The organism is Streptomyces sp. NPDC033177 (assembly GCF_055577715.1).
The window spans coordinates 174154-190344 of sequence record NZ_JBVIPS010000001.1 but is presented as its reverse complement, the minus strand read 5'-3'; the positions used below and the strand labels follow the sequence as shown (position 1 = coordinate 190344).

Genomic DNA, 16191 nt, shown 5'->3' with positions numbered 1-16191 from the left:
CCCGCAACGTACGCCCCGGTGACCCCGCATGTTCTACGCGCGTCACCGAGCCGTGCGACGACATGTCTCAACCGGACGAATGGAGAGGGAACTTCAGTGAGCCAGGTGTTGTTGGGCAAGGTGCTGTTAGTGCATGCCAAGGGTGGACCGCCGCTCGGGCACGTCCTCACGCGGGCGGCCGCCAGGGCGGAAGTGCACCTGCTGGCGCTCAGCGCACTTCCTCCCGCTGTGGCAGACACGGCCGAGCGGCTGTGCGCCTCCGTCGTGACGCCCGCTGACGCGCGCCGCACCGACCTGGTGTCCCTGATCATCTCGCGGGCCGAAGCCGTGGGCGCGGCCGCGGTGCTCACCTTCTCCGAGTACGCCGTCGTGGCCGTCGCCGAGGCCTGCCAGGTGCTCGGCCTGGCGGGGGCGGGCAGCGCCGCCGCACTGGCGCGCGACAAGCGGTTGATGCGTCGCACCTGGCACGAACACGGCCTGCCGCAACCTGAGTTCCGCCCGGTGGCCACCGAGTCGGACCTGCACGAAGCGGCCCGCGACCTGCCCTTCCCGCTCCTCCTCAAGGCGGCCTGGAGTGCCGGGTCCACCGCGCACCAGATCATCCGCTCCCCGCACGAGGCGTCCGCGGCGTGGCGCCGGTCACGCGAAGTAATGGCCGAATCGGCCCAGTTGGGCTACGCGGAACTCCATGTGGCCAAGGCCGACGCCGACTTCGTGGTCGAGCAGATCGTCAGCGGCACTACGGACGACTGGTTCGACGAGCCCGGCTGGGGCGACTACGTCAGCGTCGAGGGTGTGGTGGCGGACGGCGTCTTCCGTCCTGTCTGCCTCAGCGGCCGGATGCCCACCGTCGAACCCTTCACCGAACGGGCTGGCATCACGCCCGCCCTGCTGTCCCAGGACGCCCAGAACCGGATCGTGGCCCTCGCCCGAGCGTCCGTCGACGCTCTCGGCCTGCGTGACTGCGGTACCCACACCGAGATCAAGCTCGGTGCGGACGGCCGCATGTGGCTGATCGAGACGGCCGCCCGATTCGGCGGCGCGATGACGGTGCCGCAGATCGAGGAGGTCTTCGGGCTCGACCTCGTGGGCATGCTCGTCGACCACCTCATCGGCCGTCCGGTCGAGTGGCCCCGGCACGCGCTCACGCCGGCACAGGCGAACGGCGCTGCGGGCTCCCTCGTCGTCCTCGCGGTCGACTCCAAGGGCGAGGCCTGGCAGGACCGCAAGGTCTGGGACTTCTCCGCCGTCGCGGCGGACGTGCCACTGAGCCACGGCAGCGAGCTGTCGGTGGTCGCGGAGAGCTCGCTCACCGACGGCACCCTTGTGCCGGTCTACGACCCGGCCGCAGGCGCCAACACCATGGCGGCCCTGTGCCTGCTGTCCGCCACCGACCCGCGGACGGTCCTGCGGGACTTCGAGACCCTGGTGGACGCACTGCCCCGGGTCCTGCCCGCCGCGCAGCCCGAGGAGATCGCCCGATGACCACCCAACTGTTCACCGGCCCCGCCGAACCGGCCACGGACCGCACGGTCGTCGGCGAGAACCTCTCCCTGCCCCTCTTCCGCACGCTCTCGGGCGTCCTGGCCGGTCACCCGTACCTCAAGGTCGTCGTCGACCGTGCCGAGAACACCTGGCACCTGCTCGACACGACCGCGCATCCCTTCCACGTCAACTACATCGCCACCCGCGTCCTGGGCATGGAACTCCAAGCGCTGGACGCCGGGTTGGACGCGTTCAACGCCTCCGTCTACATGGACCCCGAGCGCCGGTTCCTGCTCGGCGTGCTGTCCCTGCACACCGAGCAGGAAGCGGACGGCCGCGAACGCACCTTCCTCGTCCTGGAGACGACCGAGGCCGACACCATGCACGGCGAACTGCTCGCCCACTTCTACGAGTTCGTGCGCGAACGTGTCGACGGCAGGCTCCCGGTACTCCTCAAGCCCGCCAACCACGGGCAGGAGGAGGAGCTTGCGGCGATCAGTGAACTGCGCGTACCTCGCATCCTGAGCCACGAGCTCTTCGGCTCCCGCACCCGCACTCCGCTGAACCCCGGCGAGGCCACCGGGCGACTGCGGTACTTCCGTACGCACGAGGAGTACGCGGCGGCGGAGGCAGGTCTCGGCTGGGCGGACATCGTGGCCATGCCCTGCCTGCCGGACGACGTGCCCCGGGTGGCGGGATTCCTCAACACCGCGCCGATCACGCCGCTCTCGCACACCAACGTCCTCGCCTCCGGCTGGGGCATACCCAACGCGATCGTGCGCGACCTGCACCAGATCGTCGACAAGGACCAACTGGACGGCGCGTGGGTCCGCTACCGCGTACGCGAGGACGAGATCCTCCTGGAGCGGCTTGATCACGAGCCTGCCCTGCGGGCTCCGGCCTGGCACCAGCAGCGCATACGCCTCCAGCCGCCCCTGCTCGAAGACGCTCCCGTGCTGGCCCTGCACCGGCTCCGCAGCGCGGACCGCGACCGGTACGGCACCAAAGCGGCCAACCTCGGCGAACTGCACCACGTACTCGACAGCCGCACGGCCGACCTGACCGCCTTCTACGGCAGGCCCCGCCCGCCGCGCGAAAGCCTCTACGCGCACCTCGGGGCGCGGCTCGGCCTGAGTGCACCATCCACGGCCGAACTGCGGGCCGCAGCAGCCGACTTCGTGGCCACCACCGTCGACGCCCCGGCCGGAGTCGCCCTGCCCTTCGCGCTCCAGCAGCACTTCCTGGCCTCCTCGCCCGCCCTCCAACAAGGCATCGGCAAACTCAAGATGGCGCTCGAACTCGACGCCACCGACGTCCTTGACTCGCTCTGCCTGCAACTCCAGCACCTGATCCGCAACACGCCCGTCCCCGAGTCGGTCACCCGGCAGATCGACCAGGCCTTCACCGACACCGCCACCGCGGCCACACGCCGACGCCTGGTGGTGCGCTCCTCGTCCAACGCCGAGGACCTGCCGGGCTTCTCCGCGGCAGGCGTCTACGACTCCGTCACCACCGTCCACTCCACCGGCGAACTCCTGGACGCCGTACGCCAGGTGTGGGCCTCGCTGGTGTCACCCCGCAGCGTGCGACTGCGCCACCAGGTCGGCATCTCCCTGGACGACACCTACATGGGCGTGATCATCCAGGAGTACGAGAGTGCCTCCCTCGGCGGCGTCCTCGTGACCTGCAACCCGACCCGCCGTGAGGACTTCCGCAACGTCTACCTCAACTGCTCGCCCGGCTCCCCGGAGCAGGTGGTCGACGGCTCGGTCCTGCCGCAGCAGTACCTCTACAACACGGTGGAGGGCGGCGGCCGCACCGTCGCCCTGGGCTCCTGGGGCGACCCCTTGCCCGCGGCCACCCGCGCCCGCCTTGCCGACCTGTCGCTGACCGGGCGGCTCCTGCAGTCGCACTTCAGCGGGTCACACTTCGGCGGCTCCGACGTGGACAAGCCGCTGGACATCGAGTGGCTGATGACCGAGCGGGGCGATTTCCGGCTGGTCCAGATCCGCCCGTACGCGCTGTGAAGGCGCCCACCCACAGGGCGGGAGCCACCGGCCTGACGGACACAGCCCGCCGCATCATCCGGCTCAACTACGGCTTCCAGCTGCTGTTCAACCTGCTGTGGTGGATGCCCGTCTTCTACGCCTACCAGAAGGCCGCCGGGCTGACGGACGCCGAGATCTTCGGCATCCAGAGCATCTACTACGTGGCCTTCTGCCTCTTCGAAATCCCGACCGGCCTGATCGCCGACCGGATCGGCACCCGCAACTGCCTGCGGGCCGGCGCGGTGGTCATGACGGCGGCCAACCTCGCTCCGGTCCTCAGCGCCTCGTACACCGGCTTCCTCGTCCACTTCCTCGCCATCGCCGCGGGCCGCTCGCTCACCTCGGGTGCGGCAAGCGCCTATCTGTACGACGGGCTGCGCGCCGAAGGCTGCGACGAGCACTACCTGAAGGCGGAGGGCACCGCGCGGGCCCTGGGACTCGCGGCCAAGGTCGGGTGCTGGCCGCTGGTCGGACCCCTGATGTCCGTCGCCCACGCGGCTCCGTACGTGCTCAGTGCCGCCAGCGCGGCGGGCTCCCTCGCCTGCGCGATCGCCCTGCCCCGGCTCGCGGGAGCGGGCGAGCGGACTGGGAAGGCGGCCACCTCCGGCGGAGGACGCAGGGGCGGGGCGTTCCTGCGGGACGCGGGCTCCGCGCTGCGCTGCGTCGCCTCCTCGCGGTGGCTGGCGATGGTGATGGTGCAGGGCGTGGCGGTGTTCACGCTGTCCCGTATCTGCCAGGTCAATCTCTTCCAGCCGATCCTGCTCGACCACGGCATCGCCGAGGCCTCGCACGGGGGAGTGCTGGCTGCGATGACCGTCGCCGAGGCGGTGGCCTCGGCCCGCCCCCAGTGGCTGAGCCGACGCCTCACACCGGTCGCCTGGGTCTCGATTCTCAGCCTCGTGCTCGCGGGCACCCTGGCGGCCATGACGCTCGGCGGACCGTGGGCGGTGGTCGCGCTGCTCTGCCTGTTCGCCGCCGCGACGGGTTTCGCGTACCCGGTGCAGCGCAAGCTGGTGAACGACGCGGTGCCCGCGCACGCCCCGCGCGCCACGCTGCTGTCGGTGGAGAGCATCGTGGACCGCGCGGTGTGCGCCCTGGCCGCGGTCGCCGCGGGTGCCTATCTCTCGGCCGGGCACCTGGACGCACTGCTGTGGCACAGCGCGCTGGCCACGGCCGTGTTGCTCGGAGCCTTCCAACTGCTGTTGCGCAGCGGGGTGGTGAAGCGGTCCGGCCCCTCGGACACGGCGGACGCGAACAGGGACGGCCCATCCGCCCGCGCCGCCCCCGGCGCATCCGGAGGCGGACGCCGAGGGCGGCGGTCCGACGAGTAGCACCATCCGTGTCGGACTTGGGATCAGCCGGGTCGGTGGCCGAGGAGTTCGATCAGCCCGACGGGAAGGTACGCGGGTCGGTGCGGACGTCCGACCTGGTACGGCACGTAACCGAGCGAGGCGGCGACATCGACCTCTTCGGCCGTCTCGGCCTGATAGACGACCCGACAGTGGCCCGCGGAGGCCTTCGCGCGCTGCCAGAGCACGGGAGCCGGCTTGCGTTCCGCCTCCGTGCGGGGAGTGAGGACGCGGTCGCCGAAGTCCTCCCAGGCGAAGGGAGCGGAGCCCCGCCAGGTGGCGTCGACCTCCTTCTTCAGCCGGGCGGCGCGCTCGGCGTCGGTCGCGCCCCAGGAGGGAGGAATGTTCGTGATCAACCCGATCCTGATGTGACGTTCGCGCAGGGCACGCAGATAGGAGGCCGCCCCGGGCCGATAGCTCGTGCTGCCGTCCTCGGCAGTGTGCACGAGGGTCTCACCCAGGTCGAAGTACACGACGGGGCAGGCGCGTTGTGTTCCCACGCGGGTGGCGGCGGAAGCCTTCGCCATACCGCCGCTCGCGCCCCCGGGCACGGCCGCGCCCGCTGTCGCCGTCGCGAACAGCACGGTCGACGTCAGCGCCGCGCAGAGCGCGAGACTGGCCCGGATGGAGCGTTGTAAGGAGGATCTGTTCATGGTGCCGTCGTCGCCCTTCTTCTGGCACACCACGGGGGTGTGCGTGCCTGTCCAGTACATGACATGCAGCCGCCGCCGATAGTGCCTCCAGCGGCGCCGAGATGACCGACGACTCACACGTCGTTTCGCCGATCTATCGCGCTCTACCCCCGAACACCGCGCGGCACTCGGGTCCGTCGGCCGCTGGACGATCAGGCCGTGGCCGCCAAGGCGCGGTTGTTGCATGAAGCTCCACCTCGCGTCGACCCTTGAGTACCGATACTCATGTGCTGGGTGCCGCCTCGTTCCTATCGTCGGTCCCTGAAGAGAACGGCTCTGCACAGGCCTCGCAGGTTTCGCAGGTCTTGCTCAAGCCGCATGGGATTCGTCTACGGGGAGCTGCACATGCACAGGAATCTGCCGGCCAGGCCACTCGTCCGTTTCGCTCTCGTCGCCGCCGTGGTGGGCGCCGGCCTTACGGCGACGGGGAGCGGGATCGCCGTGGCCGCAGCTTCGGCGGAGACGCCGAGGGGAGCGACGGTGACCACCACGGGCGTCACCACGCAGGCAGTGGTCAACCTCGGCCTTGACCGCAGGCAGGCCAGGGCCGTCCAGGAGTGGCTGGCCGCACACCATGGCTACAAGGGCTCCATCGACGGCTACTTGGGCACGGGAAGCTGGAAGGCATTCCAGCGCCACCTCAGGGCGCACGGTTACAACGGAGCGATCGACGGAGTCGTCGGAAGCGGCACGGTCAAGGCCTTGCAGCGCAAGCTCAGCCATGACAGCTGGGACTACAACGGCGCCATCGACGGAATCGCAGGTGCCGGGACCAAGGCGGCTTTCGAGCGCTTCGCCCAGGGCCTCCTGTGCGAGCCCTGCACCACCCGGTAACGGAAATAGCTAGGTACGAGGCGTCCGGACACGATGGTCTTCTAGCCGTCCGTGTCCGGTGCTGTCGCCGGTAGTTCCACCGTGATGCGGAGCCCACCCCCGGGGCGTGGCACGAGGGTGAGTGTGCCGTCGTGCGCGCGGGTGATGGTCTCGACGATGGCGAGGCCGAGGCCGACGCCCGCGTGGTCGGTGCGAGTGCGCTCGGTGCCGCGCTGGAAGGGTTCGGTGAGCGTCGCGACCAGGTGGGGAGCCAGCTTCTCGCCGGTGTTCTCGACCGTGAGCAGCGCGGTGCCGGGGCGGGCGCTGGTGGTAATCCACACCCTGCCCTCTTCGGACGGATTGTGGACGATCGCGTTGTGCAGGAGGTTCATGGTCAGTTGCAGCAGGAGCGCCGGCGATCCGCTCACGGGGGTGACGTCGCCGCGGGTCTCGATGGTCACGCCGGTCCTCTCTGCGAGGGGGAGCAGCGTCTCGGTGGCTTCTTCCGCCATGAGGGACAGGTCGACCTGTTCTCGGGTGAAGGACCGCTGGCCGGCCCTGCTGAGCAAGAGCAAGGCTTCAGTGAGGTCGATCGCTCGGGTGTTGACAGCGTGGAGGCGGTCAAGGACTTCGCTGGTGTCGTGTGAGGGACCGGCGCGGGCCACGTCGAGAAGTGACTTCGAGATGGCCAGGGGGGTACGTAGTTCGTGCGACGCGTTGGCCGCGAATCTCCGCTGCTCGGCGACATGTGCCTCAAGCCGTGTGAGCATCGCGTCGAAGGCGTCGGCGAGTTCGCGGAACTCGTCCTGACGGCCGGGCAGTTGGATGCGGTGCGAGAGCGACCCTGTCGCGGCGGTGCGGGTGGCGTCCGTGATACGGGTCAGAGGAGCGAGCATACGGCCGGCGAGGACCCACCCTCCGAGGAGGCCGAACACCAGGAGGAACACCATGACCGCGGCCGCGATGGGAGTGAACCCACGCACGAAGCTGGTGACCGGATTCGCCTTCCATGCCCCCTGCTCGTTCGTCTGCAACCACCCTTCGCGCAGGAGCCACCAGCTCACGACGGCGAGCAGTACGGCACCGGCGAGCATGAGGAACCCGGCGTAGCTGAGGGTGAGCTTGAGGCGGACGCTGAGGCCGCCAGGTCTATCCACCGTCGCCTCCGATGCGATAGCCGACGCCGGGCACTGTGGCGATGATCCAGGGTTCGCCGAGCCGCTTGCGCAGCGCCGAGATGGTGATGCGGACGGCGTTGGTGAACGGGTCGGCGTTCTCGTCCCACGCGCGCTCCAGGAGTTTCTCGGCGCTGACGACACCCCCCTGGGCGGCGACGAGGACCTCGAGTACGGCGAACTGCTTGCGCGTCAGAGCGACGTAGCGGCCGTCCCGGTAGACCTCTCGGCGGAAGGGATCAAGGCGCAGCCCCGCGATCTCACGGACCGGAGGCCGGCTGTGGGCACGTCTGCGGTCGAGCGCCCGGAGCCTGAGGACGAGTTCACGCAGTTCGAACGGTTTCGTGAGGTAGTCGTCGGCGCCGAGCTCGAACCCCGATGCCTTGTCGTCCAGCCGGTCGGCCGCGGTGAGCATGAGGATCGGCATCCCGCTGCCGGAGGCGACGATGCGCTCGGCGATCTCGTCACCGGAAGGCCCGGGGATGTCCCGGTCGAGTACGGCGATGTCGTAGGCGTTGATGCTCAGCAATTCAAGAGCGGAATTGCCGTCGCCGGCGATGTCGGCCGCGATTGCTTCCAGGCGTAGGCCATCGCGAATGGCTTCCGCCATGTAGGGCTCGTCCTCGACGATCAACACGCGCATGCCCTCGATGCTACGAGCGGGCGCATATCGTCGGCGTATCGAAAACCGCATACGTGCCGGGAACACCCTGCTGCCTTGACTGGCAGCATGACTCGAACCCCACCACCAGCACGAACAATGCCGCGACGGACCCTCCGACGGACGCCTCGACGGATGCGTCGGCGCCTTGCCGTAGCTCTGCTCTCCTTGCTCGGCCTGGCAGTCGTCATAGCGGCGATCGCGGCGGTCCTCGGCGGGCGATTACTCAACCCCTCGTCCTCCTCGGCCGCATCACCCCTGAATTCGCTCGGCAGCGACCGTGACCGAGACCGTGACCGCGACCGAGATGCGGTCGGCGAGGATGACGGCGTGGTCCCCGATGGCGTGACGGTCTTCGACGACGCGACTCCGGCCGTGGACGGCCTCGATACGGAGCTGCTCAAGGCTCTGCGCCAGGCCGCGACGGATGCGGCGGACGACGGCGTCAAGGTCTACGTCAACAGCGGATGGCGCTCAGCGGATTACCAGAATCAGCTTCTTCGTGAGGCGGTCGCCGAGTACGGGTCCGAGGACGAGGCCGCTCGATGGGTGGCCACCGCGGCGACGTCTCCCCACGTGTCAGGGGACGCGGCCGACCTCGGCCACTCCGATGCCACGAAGTGGCTTGCCGAGCACGGTGCCGCGTACGGGCTGTGCCAGATCTACAAGAACGAACCGTGGCACTACGAACTACGCCCCGATGGGGTCGATCACGGCTGCCCGCGTACGTATGCCGACCCCACCGAGGACCCGAGGATGCAGCAGTGAGCGTGAGCGAGCGAGGACAGAGCATGGTGCAGGTCGACACGGAGGAGGAGACCAGCCAGGACCACGAGGACGACCAGAGAGACCAGGGCCACCAGGGCGACCAAGGCGATCAGGGCGGGCCGGGGCCCTGGAAGCGCGGCCCGGTGCTCACTGCCCTGGCCGTGCTGCTGGGGCTCTTCCTGCTGCTGCACGCACAGATCACGGACTACGGGGGCTTCGGCAGCCTGGTGGAGACCTTCCTGCCATGGTTCGGCCTGCTTGTCCCGGTGCTGCTGGCCGGGGCGCTGTGGCGTCGCTCCGCCTCCGCAGTGGTGGCGCTGCTGGTACCGGTCACGGTGTGGCTGAACCTCTTCGGCGGGCTGCTCACCGACAAGTCTCACCCCGGCAGCGACCTAACGGTGGCCGGCCACAACGTCGGCGCCGACAACTCCGACCCGTCCGGCACCGCCCGCGCCCTGGCCGCCTCCGGGGCGAACGTACTGGCCCTGCAGGAGATCAGTGCTCAGGCGAAGCCGCTGTACGAGAAGGCCCTGGCGAAGACGTATCCGCACCACGTGGTGCAAGGGACGGTCGGGCTGTGGAGCAAGCTGCCGCTGTCCGACACCCGGCCGGTCGACACGGCGATGGACTACGGGCCGCTGGGGGACACCAAGCCGGCCGACGTAAGGATGATCGACAACCGGGCGTTGCGCGCGACGGTGGCCACGGACCAGGGTCCACTGGCGGTGTATGTGGCCCACCTGGGCTCCGTACGCGTGGTTCCCAGGGATGGCTTTACGACGGACGACCGGGACCGCGGCGCGAAGGCGCTCGCCAAGGCCGTCGCCGCCGAGCGGAACGAGCGGGTGGTGCTGCTCGGCGACCTGAACGGCACCACCGACGACCGCGCGCTGGCCGGCCTCACCTCGCAGCTGCGCTCGGCGCAGGACGAGGCCGGTGAGGGCTTTGGCTTCAGCTGGCCGGCGTCTTTCCCGGTGGCGCGGATCGACCAGATCCTGGTCAGGGGTGTGGAGCCGGTGAGTGCGTGGGTGCTGCCGGAAACGGGCAGCGACCACCTGCCGGTGGCAGCCGGGATCAGCTGGTGACTGGCGCGCACGCACTAGCGCGCAGGGTGGTGGAAGGGGAGGCCCTTCGACCTCCCCAGGCGTTACAGCCCTCCCCTTCCAGCCTTCGCCGTGTGCCCAGCCGCGCGGGATCCATGCGCGCGGTGGCGATCATTCCCCGGGCCTGTTTGTCAGAGGCGTCAGGTAGCTTGCGGATCATGGGAAACTCAGGCGGATCTTTGGCGACCCGGTGCTCCACGGGCGAACTGCACCAGCTCATGCGGGCGGCTGGCTTCACTGGCATCGAAGACACGGAGGCGCTGGCGGAGGGGTGGGGCGTGACGGACTTCGCCGACGCGGGGCAGCGGAGTCTGACGGCCCTCGTGCAGAGGACGGGGACACCGGCGGTCATGGTGTCCTTCGTGGACAGCGATCTGGGGTTTGTCGAAGCTGTCACGCCGGAAGGCAGCAGCTGGGAGGGCCTGCTCAACCGCGAGCTGGCGGAGGACTACGAGATACCCCTCGAGCAATTCCCCGTGGAACCCGCCGTGGCCGGCGCACTCGCCTGGTCGACCGCCGCCGGACTGACCCCCGACGAGAAAGCCATCCGACAGACACTCACCGGCTCGGCCCTCTTCGCGGAAGAACTCTCCTCAAGGCTCATGGCCGCCCTGGGGCTGCCTGCTGCGACCTGACCACGGTGGGGTGCAGGAGGACGTTGTCTGGGCATGCGCGGGCTTCGATAGCCTCGCCCTTCAGCGTAGTGATTCGGCGTGCGTACGCCACAACTTGGGGGCCTTCTGATGAGCGGCAACTCGCAGAACCCGGCAGCACGAGCCGCCGTCGAAGCGCGCGTCTTGCGGGACTGGGGTCTGGAACTGCCCGAGTCAATCTTCCGGTTCTGGCGGTTCCTTGAGTCACTCGGCCCGACCGAGGAGCGCGCGCTGGCGAACATGGGGGTCAGTCCGTTCGGCATCATGGACTTGTTCGGCGACGCTGACCGGATGCCGGTCGAGGGCATCGACGTACGCGTGCACGGCCGCTACTACCGCGACCCGCCCGAGTTCCTGACCTTCATGCACGGCGGTACGGACGGTCTGCACTACGGCCTGTGGTTCGACGACGGCCGCACCTGCAGCACGGTTGCCTCCTACTACAACAACGACGGCGGCGGGATCGACACCACCGCGAGCACGCCACTGGAGGCGGTACGCGCCCTCCTCGAACGAATCTGGCGTTACATCGAGGACGACGTACGGGACGAAGGGGCGGACGTGCGACGCGATCACCTGGCCCAGCTACGTGCCGCGCTGATCGCCGAGGAGACGGGGGATCGGCGCGAAGTCGGTCTCGCCTACTCCACGAAATACGACAGGGCCGCCGGACCCGTGGACCCGGACCGGATCACAACCCTGGACGGAGCGGGCGGGCTCGCTTCAGGAGCTTCCACCCTGGACCGCCCCGCGCTGCGGGCCATCGCGGAGGCGCACCACCGGCACCGCTCCCTCCCGAAAGTGGACGTACTGGAAGGGTGACCCGCGGCGCTTCCGCGGTGCTGGGCAGGGAAACAGGTCCCGTCAGACCGCGACCCGCAGTGGGCGAGCGTCCGCGCGGCCGTAGGCGAGAACCCGTGCGAGGACCTCGCGGAACTGTGCGATGTCTGCGGCAGGGGCCTCGATGACTGCTTCGATCTCGCAGTCACTCAGCCCCAACGCCGGCAACGAGTGCGGGTCCAGAGACACACGGAATACCTCGTCGGTCAGTTCAACCGCCCGCACACATCCGTATGCGGTGCCTTGGCCCGCCGTGACCAGACAGTGCGTGTCCATGCCCAGGGCCACATCCTGTTCATCGGGCTCCTCGCCCCCGCACTGGAACAGCATGACGAAGCCATCGCGATCCGAGATGCCGGCCTCGATGAAGTCGCCGTCCGGGTCTATCTCTGCGCCGGCTTCACGCGCGACGAAACGGTAGGTCATGATGCCGTTTCTAGCAGGCCATCCGCCGGGGATCGCGCCCCGCCCGCCTCACCAGGTCTTGCCCGCCTGTTCCCGGGTCGTGCGGTTGATTCGGTTGAAGAAATTGGTCAGCGCGATCTCCATGGTGATCGCGCCCAGTTGCTCCTGGCTGAAGTGTTCGGCGGCAGCGTCCCAGATCTCGTCGGAAACGCCCGGGGCGCCGTCCTGGATGCGGGTGGCGGCCTCGGTCAGTTCGAGCGCCGCACGCTCCTGCTCGGTGTAGAAGGGGGTCTCGCGCCACGCGACCACGTGGTGCAGGCGATCGTCCGTCTCGCCGGCCTTCTTCGCTCCCGTGACGCTGGCGAAGACGCACGGCGCGCAGCCGTTGATCTGGCTGGCGCGCAGGTGGACCAGCGTCAGCAGGCTCTGGTCGACGCCCCCGGCGGCAATCACCTTGTGGAGGTGCTGGATCGCGGTGATCAGGTCGGGACTCGCCGCGCTCTTCAAACGTGCTTCCATCGGTCTGCTCCTTCATCGGTTACTTCCGCCCGTTCGGGCCCGTCATCCCCTACGACGGAGCAGCTCTGAGGAAGGTAACAACATGCGTGACACCAGCCCGACGGACCCGACGGACTCGATAGACCCGACGGACCAGACGGCCCCGATGGCCGCGGCGTTCGAATCCCAGCGTGACCGGCTGCGCGCGGTCGCCCACCGCATGCTCGGTTCGCACGCAGACGCCGAGGACGCCGTCCAGGAGGCATGGCTGCGGCTCTCCCGTCAGGACGCGGCGGCCATCGACAACCTTGCCGGTTGGCTGACGACGGTAGTCGGCCGGATCAGCCTGGACATCCTGCGGTCGCGCCGGACCCGCCCCGAGGCGCCCTACGGCGATCAGTTCCCCGAGCTCGTGGTGACGCTCGACGACGGTGTGGTCCCCGAGGAGGACGCGATGCTCGCGGACTCGGTCGGACTCGCGCTCCTCGTCGTGCTCGAGTCGCTGCGGCCGAACGAACGGCTGGCTTTTGTGCTGCACGACCTGTTCGCGGTGCCCTTCGACGAGATCGGTCAGATCCTCGGCAAGTCGACCGACGCCACCAAGATGCTCGCCAGCCGCGCCCGCAGGAAGGTGCAGTCGACCGAGCGGCCGACGGGCGTCGGATCGGGACAACGTGAGGTGGTCAAGGCGTTCTTGGCGGCGGCTCGGCTCGGTGAGTTCGAGGAGTTGCTGCGACTGCTCGATCCCGACGTGCAACTGACCGTCGACACCCCCGACGGCGTGGCCGTGGTCCTCGGTGCCTCCAAGGTGGCCGCAGGCGCGAAGCTGGCCGCCGGTGCGGCCACGGCGGGGCACGCTGCGATCGTCAACGGTTTGCCCGGGGTCATTTCCTGGCACGAGGACGGCACCCCGCTGTCGGTCCTCGCGTTCACCGTCGTCGACGGCCGGATCACCGAGATGACGGCAGTGATCGACCCGGCCAAGCTCGCGCTGATGGGCCTGCAGGCCCCGGCGTGAGCGTGGACGTAAGCTGGCAGGCATGCGGATGCGACCCACGTTGACCTGGGAGCCCACCGGCGGTCTGCTCCCGGCGTCGAGCGACCTCACCGCTGTCGTCGAGGCGGTGCGCGCGGGCAAGGTCGTGGTGTTGAGCGGGGCGGGTCTGTCCACGGAGTCGGGCATCCCGGACTACCGCGGTGAGAACGGTTCCCTGCGTCGGCACACCCCCATGACGTATCAGGAGTTCATCGGCGCCGAGCAGGCCCGACGGCGGTACTGGGCGCGCAGTCAGCTGGGGTGGCGGGCGATGACGCGGGCCCGGCCCAACGCCGGCCATCGGGCCGTGACCGCGCTGGCCGAGGCGGGCTTCGTCACCGGCGTAATCACCCAGAACGTCGACGGGCTGCAGCAGTCGGCCGGAGCGCGGAACGTCATTGAGCTGCACGGAAGCCTGAGCCGGGTGATCTGCCTGACCTGCGGGCGAGGAAGTACCCGAGCGGAGCTCGACCATCGGTTGAGGGAGGCCAATCCGGGGTTCGAGGCCGCCGCCGAGCGCTATCGGGCCGCACGGGTCAACCCGGACGGCGACGTGGAACTACCGGACGAGGCGGTACGTGATTTCCGGGTGGTGGCGTGTGCGGTCTGCGGCGACGGGGTGCTCAAGCCGGACGTCGTCTTCTTCGGCGAGAACGTCCCGCCGGCGCGGGTCGCGGACTGCCGCCGCCTGGTCGACGAGGCCGCCGTCCTGCTCGTACTCGGTTCCTCCCTCACCGTCATGTCCGGCCTGCGTTTCGTGCGCCAGGCGGCAGATTCAGGCACACCGGTCCTGATCGTCAACCAGGGCCCGACCCGGGGCGACCGCTGGGCGACCCAGCGTGTCGAACTGCCGCTGGGGGAGTCGCTGGCGGCTCTGGTGGCGAAGGTGTGTCCCTGATCCTCAGCGGCGAAGCCGTGAAGGCAACTCAACCCAACGGCGCGGCGAGCGGCGGTTCACAGCTTCCTGGGCGTTGCTGATGCGCAGACCGGCTGCCGCGGCGGCGTAGGCGAGGGTGTTGGCGTCGTGCGGGAACGTCTCCGGTTGCTCCGCCGGATCCGGTGGTTCGAGGCCTGGCCAGATGTCGAGTGCCGTCGCTGATGCGGCGACCAGCGCGGCGGCATCGATCGAGGTGTGGGTCTCCTTGATGCCCTCGTCCGGCCACTCGACGACCAACTGCGCCTCGCCGGGCGGGGGAAGCTCCGGCAGATACAGATCGATGTCGTTCTTGAAGGGAGAGCGCCCCGGAACCGACCACCGCCAACTGCGAGTGCAGCACCGGTGCAAACCATTCGGCAGGCGGTGCGTAGCGTGCAGCGTCACTTCCCGGCGGACTCAACCGGACCAACGCGTTCCGCTCTGCGCCCGGTTCTTCCGGTAGCACCAGATCATCGAAGAATCCCATACGCCGACCGTGGCAGAGGGGTCTGACATCGCCTCCGGCACCGAAGCATCCCCAGGTGCGGTGGCGCTGTCACGGGTTTCGTCGTCCGCGGTGCGACACTGGCGCCGTGAGCGACAAGGAACGGCGGACCGAGCAGCGCTTGGAGCGAGCCATCGTGGAGTTGCTTGACGGGCGTGCGGCGGACGCGACCATCTGTCCGTCCGATGCCGCGCGGGCGGTGTACGAAGGGGACGACGACGGCTGGCGTGAGCTCATGGAACCGGCCCGCCGCGCGGCCCAGCGTCTGGTGGCGGCCGACGAGGTGGAGATCACTCAGGGCGGGCAGCGCGTCGACCTGGACAAGGCTCGCGGCCCGATCCGTATCCGCCGCGTTCGCTGACTGTCTCAGAGCGTGCGTCGAAGCGCCGTCTCCACTGCGTCGATCAGCGGATCGCCCTCGGTCCGTGGGTGTCGGGCGAGGCCGAGTTCGACGTCCGGCAAGGTGGGCAGGGCGCTCGTGTCGTGGCCGACCATGCTCGGTTCGAGGTTCGTGGGCATGAGCGCGGCTACCCCGAGCCCGGCCCGGACCGCGGCGAGTATGCCGACCAGGCTGTTGCTTTCGAACGCCACCCGCCAGCGCCTGTCCGCCCGTTCCAGGGCCTTCAGCACCGACGTACGCCAGGTGCACGTATCCGAGAACAGCACCACGGGCAGGGGATCGGCGGCCACATCCACGCCTGGGCCGATCGCCCAGACCAGCGGACGGCGCACCGTCCAGCGCGGCGGCGCGGGAACCACCGGCACCTCGTCGAGCACGAGCTGCACGCGGCCCGCCTCGTAGGCCTCCCGCATCTCGGTGGTGGAGCAACTCAGCACCTCCAGCGTCGCCCCGGGGTGCAGTCGCGCGAGGTCGGCGAGAGCTTGTGGAAGCTGGGCCGCGGCGAGGTCTTCGAGCAGCCCGACGCCGCAGCGGCCGGTCAGCGCGCGCCCGGTCTCGGTGAGTGCCTGTGCGCTGAGCGAGAGGATGCGTTCGGCGTACGGCAGCAGTTCCTCGCCCGCTCGGGTCAGCGAGACACCGGACGGTGACCGGTAGAGCAGCGCGCGGCCGACGGCGGTCTCGAGCTTGCGGACCTGCTGGCTGAGACCGGGCTGGGTCTTGCCCAGCGTGGTCGCGGCGCGGCTGATGCTGCCCGCCCGGACGACGGTGACGAATGACCGCAGCAACGCGGTCTCGAGGTCTCTGGCCATAAATAATCATTATGGCAGCTGCAGTGAAATAGCCA

General features: G+C 69.4%; 18 protein-coding genes. 11 read left to right on the top strand and 7 right to left on the bottom strand.

Going from position 1 to position 16191, the window contains the following annotated elements; translation table 11 throughout:
• Positions 1 to 129 precede the first annotated feature (129 nt).
• From ACZ5U5_RS00910 to ACZ5U5_RS00900, 3 genes are read left to right on the top strand one after another with little or no spacing between them, the layout of a single operon-like run.
• On the top strand, positions 130 to 1485 hold the full coding sequence (locus tag ACZ5U5_RS00910; protein WP_469014703.1) for an ATP-grasp domain-containing protein: 1356 nt from the start codon (positions 130 to 132) through the stop codon (positions 1483 to 1485).
• Complete coding sequence (locus ACZ5U5_RS00905; protein ID WP_469014701.1) at positions 1482 to 3512, top strand: PEP/pyruvate-binding domain-containing protein; 2031 nt, start codon at positions 1482 to 1484, stop codon at positions 3510 to 3512. Before ACZ5U5_RS00910 ends, ACZ5U5_RS00905 begins: the two co-directional genes overlap by 4 nt.
• Positions 3509 to 4864 carry an MFS transporter gene (locus tag ACZ5U5_RS00900; protein ID WP_469014699.1) on the top strand — a complete coding sequence of 452 codons (1356 nt, stop codon included), beginning with the start codon at positions 3509 to 3511 and terminating at the stop codon, positions 4862 to 4864. Before ACZ5U5_RS00905 ends, ACZ5U5_RS00900 begins: the two co-directional genes overlap by 4 nt.
• 23 nt (positions 4865 to 4887) lie before the next feature.
• Here the strand turns inward: ACZ5U5_RS00900 and ACZ5U5_RS00895 are convergent, their stop codons facing one another.
• The gene (locus ACZ5U5_RS00895; protein ID WP_469014698.1) at positions 4888 to 5595 is read right to left on the bottom strand and encodes an HAD family hydrolase; all 708 of its coding nucleotides are present in this window, start codon (positions 5593 to 5595) and stop codon (positions 4888 to 4890) included.
• Between the two features lie 324 nt (positions 5596 to 5919).
• Between ACZ5U5_RS00895 and ACZ5U5_RS00890 the strand changes: the two genes are divergently transcribed.
• On the top strand, positions 5920 to 6408 hold the full coding sequence (locus ACZ5U5_RS00890) for a peptidoglycan-binding protein (protein ID WP_469014695.1): 489 nt from the start codon (positions 5920 to 5922) through the stop codon (positions 6406 to 6408).
• Positions 6409 to 6449: 41 nt separating this feature from the next.
• On the opposite strand, the gene ACZ5U5_RS00885 is transcribed toward ACZ5U5_RS00890, so the two are convergent.
• Together ACZ5U5_RS00885 and ACZ5U5_RS00880 are read right to left on the bottom strand one after the other, a co-directional pair.
• Positions 6450 to 7544: a sensor histidine kinase gene (locus tag ACZ5U5_RS00885; RefSeq protein WP_469014694.1), complete on the bottom strand. Its 1095-nt coding sequence runs from the start codon at positions 7542 to 7544 to the stop codon at positions 6450 to 6452.
• Positions 7537 to 8205, bottom strand: coding sequence for a response regulator transcription factor (locus ACZ5U5_RS00880; protein WP_469014691.1), 669 nt, complete (start codon positions 8203 to 8205; stop codon positions 7537 to 7539). Before ACZ5U5_RS00880 ends, ACZ5U5_RS00885 begins: the two co-directional genes overlap by 8 nt.
• A 153-nt stretch (positions 8206 to 8358) precedes the next feature.
• Here ACZ5U5_RS00880 and ACZ5U5_RS00875 point away from each other — a divergent pair, with 153 nt between their 5' ends.
• The 4 genes from ACZ5U5_RS00875 to ACZ5U5_RS00860 all read left to right on the top strand — a co-directional run bounded on the left by ACZ5U5_RS00875 (position 8359) and on the right by ACZ5U5_RS00860 (position 11569).
• Positions 8359 to 8991 carry a M15 family metallopeptidase gene (locus ACZ5U5_RS00875; RefSeq protein WP_469014690.1) on the top strand — a complete coding sequence of 211 codons (633 nt, stop codon included), beginning with the start codon at positions 8359 to 8361 and terminating at the stop codon, positions 8989 to 8991.
• Positions 8988 to 10076 (top strand): endonuclease/exonuclease/phosphatase family protein, encoded by a 1089-nt coding sequence (locus tag ACZ5U5_RS00870; protein WP_469014688.1) that lies wholly within the window; start codon positions 8988 to 8990, stop codon positions 10074 to 10076. The genes ACZ5U5_RS00875 and ACZ5U5_RS00870 overlap by 4 nt, the downstream gene beginning before the upstream one ends.
• 176 nt (positions 10077 to 10252) lie before the next feature.
• A complete protein-coding gene (locus ACZ5U5_RS00865; protein WP_469014687.1) occupies positions 10253 to 10729 on the top strand; it encodes a hypothetical protein in 477 nt (158 codons plus the stop codon).
• Between the two features lie 108 nt (positions 10730 to 10837).
• Positions 10838 to 11569, top strand: a complete 732-nt coding sequence (locus tag ACZ5U5_RS00860; RefSeq protein ID WP_469014684.1) for an ADP-ribosylation family protein — start codon at positions 10838 to 10840, stop codon at positions 11567 to 11569.
• 42 nt (positions 11570 to 11611) lie between these two features.
• Here ACZ5U5_RS00860 and ACZ5U5_RS00855 read toward each other — a convergent pair whose 3' ends face one another.
• Positions 11612 to 12013: an Imm10 family immunity protein gene (locus tag ACZ5U5_RS00855; protein ID WP_469014681.1), complete on the bottom strand. Its 402-nt coding sequence runs from the start codon at positions 12011 to 12013 to the stop codon at positions 11612 to 11614.
• Positions 12014 to 12061: 48 nt separating this feature from the next.
• A complete protein-coding gene (locus ACZ5U5_RS00850) occupies positions 12062 to 12511 on the bottom strand; it encodes a carboxymuconolactone decarboxylase family protein (RefSeq protein WP_469014678.1) in 450 nt (149 codons plus the stop codon).
• 82 nt (positions 12512 to 12593) lie between these two features.
• On the opposite strand from ACZ5U5_RS00850, the gene ACZ5U5_RS00845 reads away from it, so the two are divergent.
• A complete protein-coding gene (locus tag ACZ5U5_RS00845) occupies positions 12594 to 13508 on the top strand; it encodes a sigma-70 family RNA polymerase sigma factor (protein WP_469014677.1) in 915 nt (304 codons plus the stop codon).
• A gap of 22 nt (positions 13509 to 13530) precedes the next feature.
• Positions 13531 to 14424 (top strand): NAD-dependent protein deacetylase, encoded by an 894-nt coding sequence (locus ACZ5U5_RS00840; RefSeq protein ID WP_469014676.1) that lies wholly within the window; start codon positions 13531 to 13533, stop codon positions 14422 to 14424.
• 3 nt (positions 14425 to 14427) lie between these two features.
• Here ACZ5U5_RS00840 and ACZ5U5_RS00835 read toward each other — a convergent pair whose 3' ends face one another.
• Positions 14428 to 14847 (bottom strand): hypothetical protein, encoded by a 420-nt coding sequence (locus ACZ5U5_RS00835; RefSeq protein ID WP_469014674.1) that lies wholly within the window; start codon positions 14845 to 14847, stop codon positions 14428 to 14430.
• A gap of 188 nt (positions 14848 to 15035) precedes the next feature.
• Here ACZ5U5_RS00835 and ACZ5U5_RS00830 point away from each other — a divergent pair, with 188 nt between their 5' ends.
• Complete coding sequence (locus ACZ5U5_RS00830) at positions 15036 to 15308, top strand: DUF3253 domain-containing protein (protein WP_469014672.1); 273 nt, start codon at positions 15036 to 15038, stop codon at positions 15306 to 15308.
• Between the two features lie 5 nt (positions 15309 to 15313).
• On the opposite strand, the gene ACZ5U5_RS00825 is transcribed toward ACZ5U5_RS00830, so the two are convergent.
• Positions 15314 to 16156, bottom strand: coding sequence for a LysR family transcriptional regulator (locus ACZ5U5_RS00825; RefSeq protein WP_469014670.1), 843 nt, complete (start codon positions 16154 to 16156; stop codon positions 15314 to 15316).
• Between the last annotated feature and the right edge of the window lie 35 nt (positions 16157 to 16191).

What these genes read in the sequence shown, in the direction of transcription:
- ACZ5U5_RS00905 (WP_469014701.1), top strand. Translation starts at nt 1,482, where the DNA reads ATGACCACCCAACTGTTCACCGGCCCCGCCGAACCGGCCACGGACCGC.
- ACZ5U5_RS00880 (WP_469014691.1), bottom strand. Translation starts at nt 8,205, where the DNA reads ATGCGCGTGTTGATCGTCGAGGACGAGCCCTACATGGCGGAAGCCATT.
- ACZ5U5_RS00875 (WP_469014690.1), top strand. Translation starts at nt 8,359, where the DNA reads ATGCGTCGGCGCCTTGCCGTAGCTCTGCTCTCCTTGCTCGGCCTGGCA.
- ACZ5U5_RS00895 (WP_469014698.1), bottom strand. Translation starts at nt 5,595, where the DNA reads ATGTACTGGACAGGCACGCACACCCCCGTGGTGTGCCAGAAGAAGGGC.
- ACZ5U5_RS00855 (WP_469014681.1), bottom strand. Translation starts at nt 12,013, where the DNA reads ATGACCTACCGTTTCGTCGCGCGTGAAGCCGGCGCAGAGATAGACCCG.
- ACZ5U5_RS00840 (WP_469014676.1), top strand. Translation starts at nt 13,531, where the DNA reads ATGCGGATGCGACCCACGTTGACCTGGGAGCCCACCGGCGGTCTGCTC.
- ACZ5U5_RS00890 (WP_469014695.1), top strand. Translation starts at nt 5,920, where the DNA reads ATGCACAGGAATCTGCCGGCCAGGCCACTCGTCCGTTTCGCTCTCGTC.
- ACZ5U5_RS00865 (WP_469014687.1), top strand. Translation starts at nt 10,253, where the DNA reads ATGGGAAACTCAGGCGGATCTTTGGCGACCCGGTGCTCCACGGGCGAA.
- ACZ5U5_RS00825 (WP_469014670.1), bottom strand. Translation starts at nt 16,156, where the DNA reads ATGGCCAGAGACCTCGAGACCGCGTTGCTGCGGTCATTCGTCACCGTC.
- ACZ5U5_RS00845 (WP_469014677.1), top strand. Translation starts at nt 12,594, where the DNA reads ATGCGTGACACCAGCCCGACGGACCCGACGGACTCGATAGACCCGACG.
- ACZ5U5_RS00850 (WP_469014678.1), bottom strand. Translation starts at nt 12,511, where the DNA reads ATGGAAGCACGTTTGAAGAGCGCGGCGAGTCCCGACCTGATCACCGCG.
- ACZ5U5_RS00860 (WP_469014684.1), top strand. Translation starts at nt 10,838, where the DNA reads ATGAGCGGCAACTCGCAGAACCCGGCAGCACGAGCCGCCGTCGAAGCG.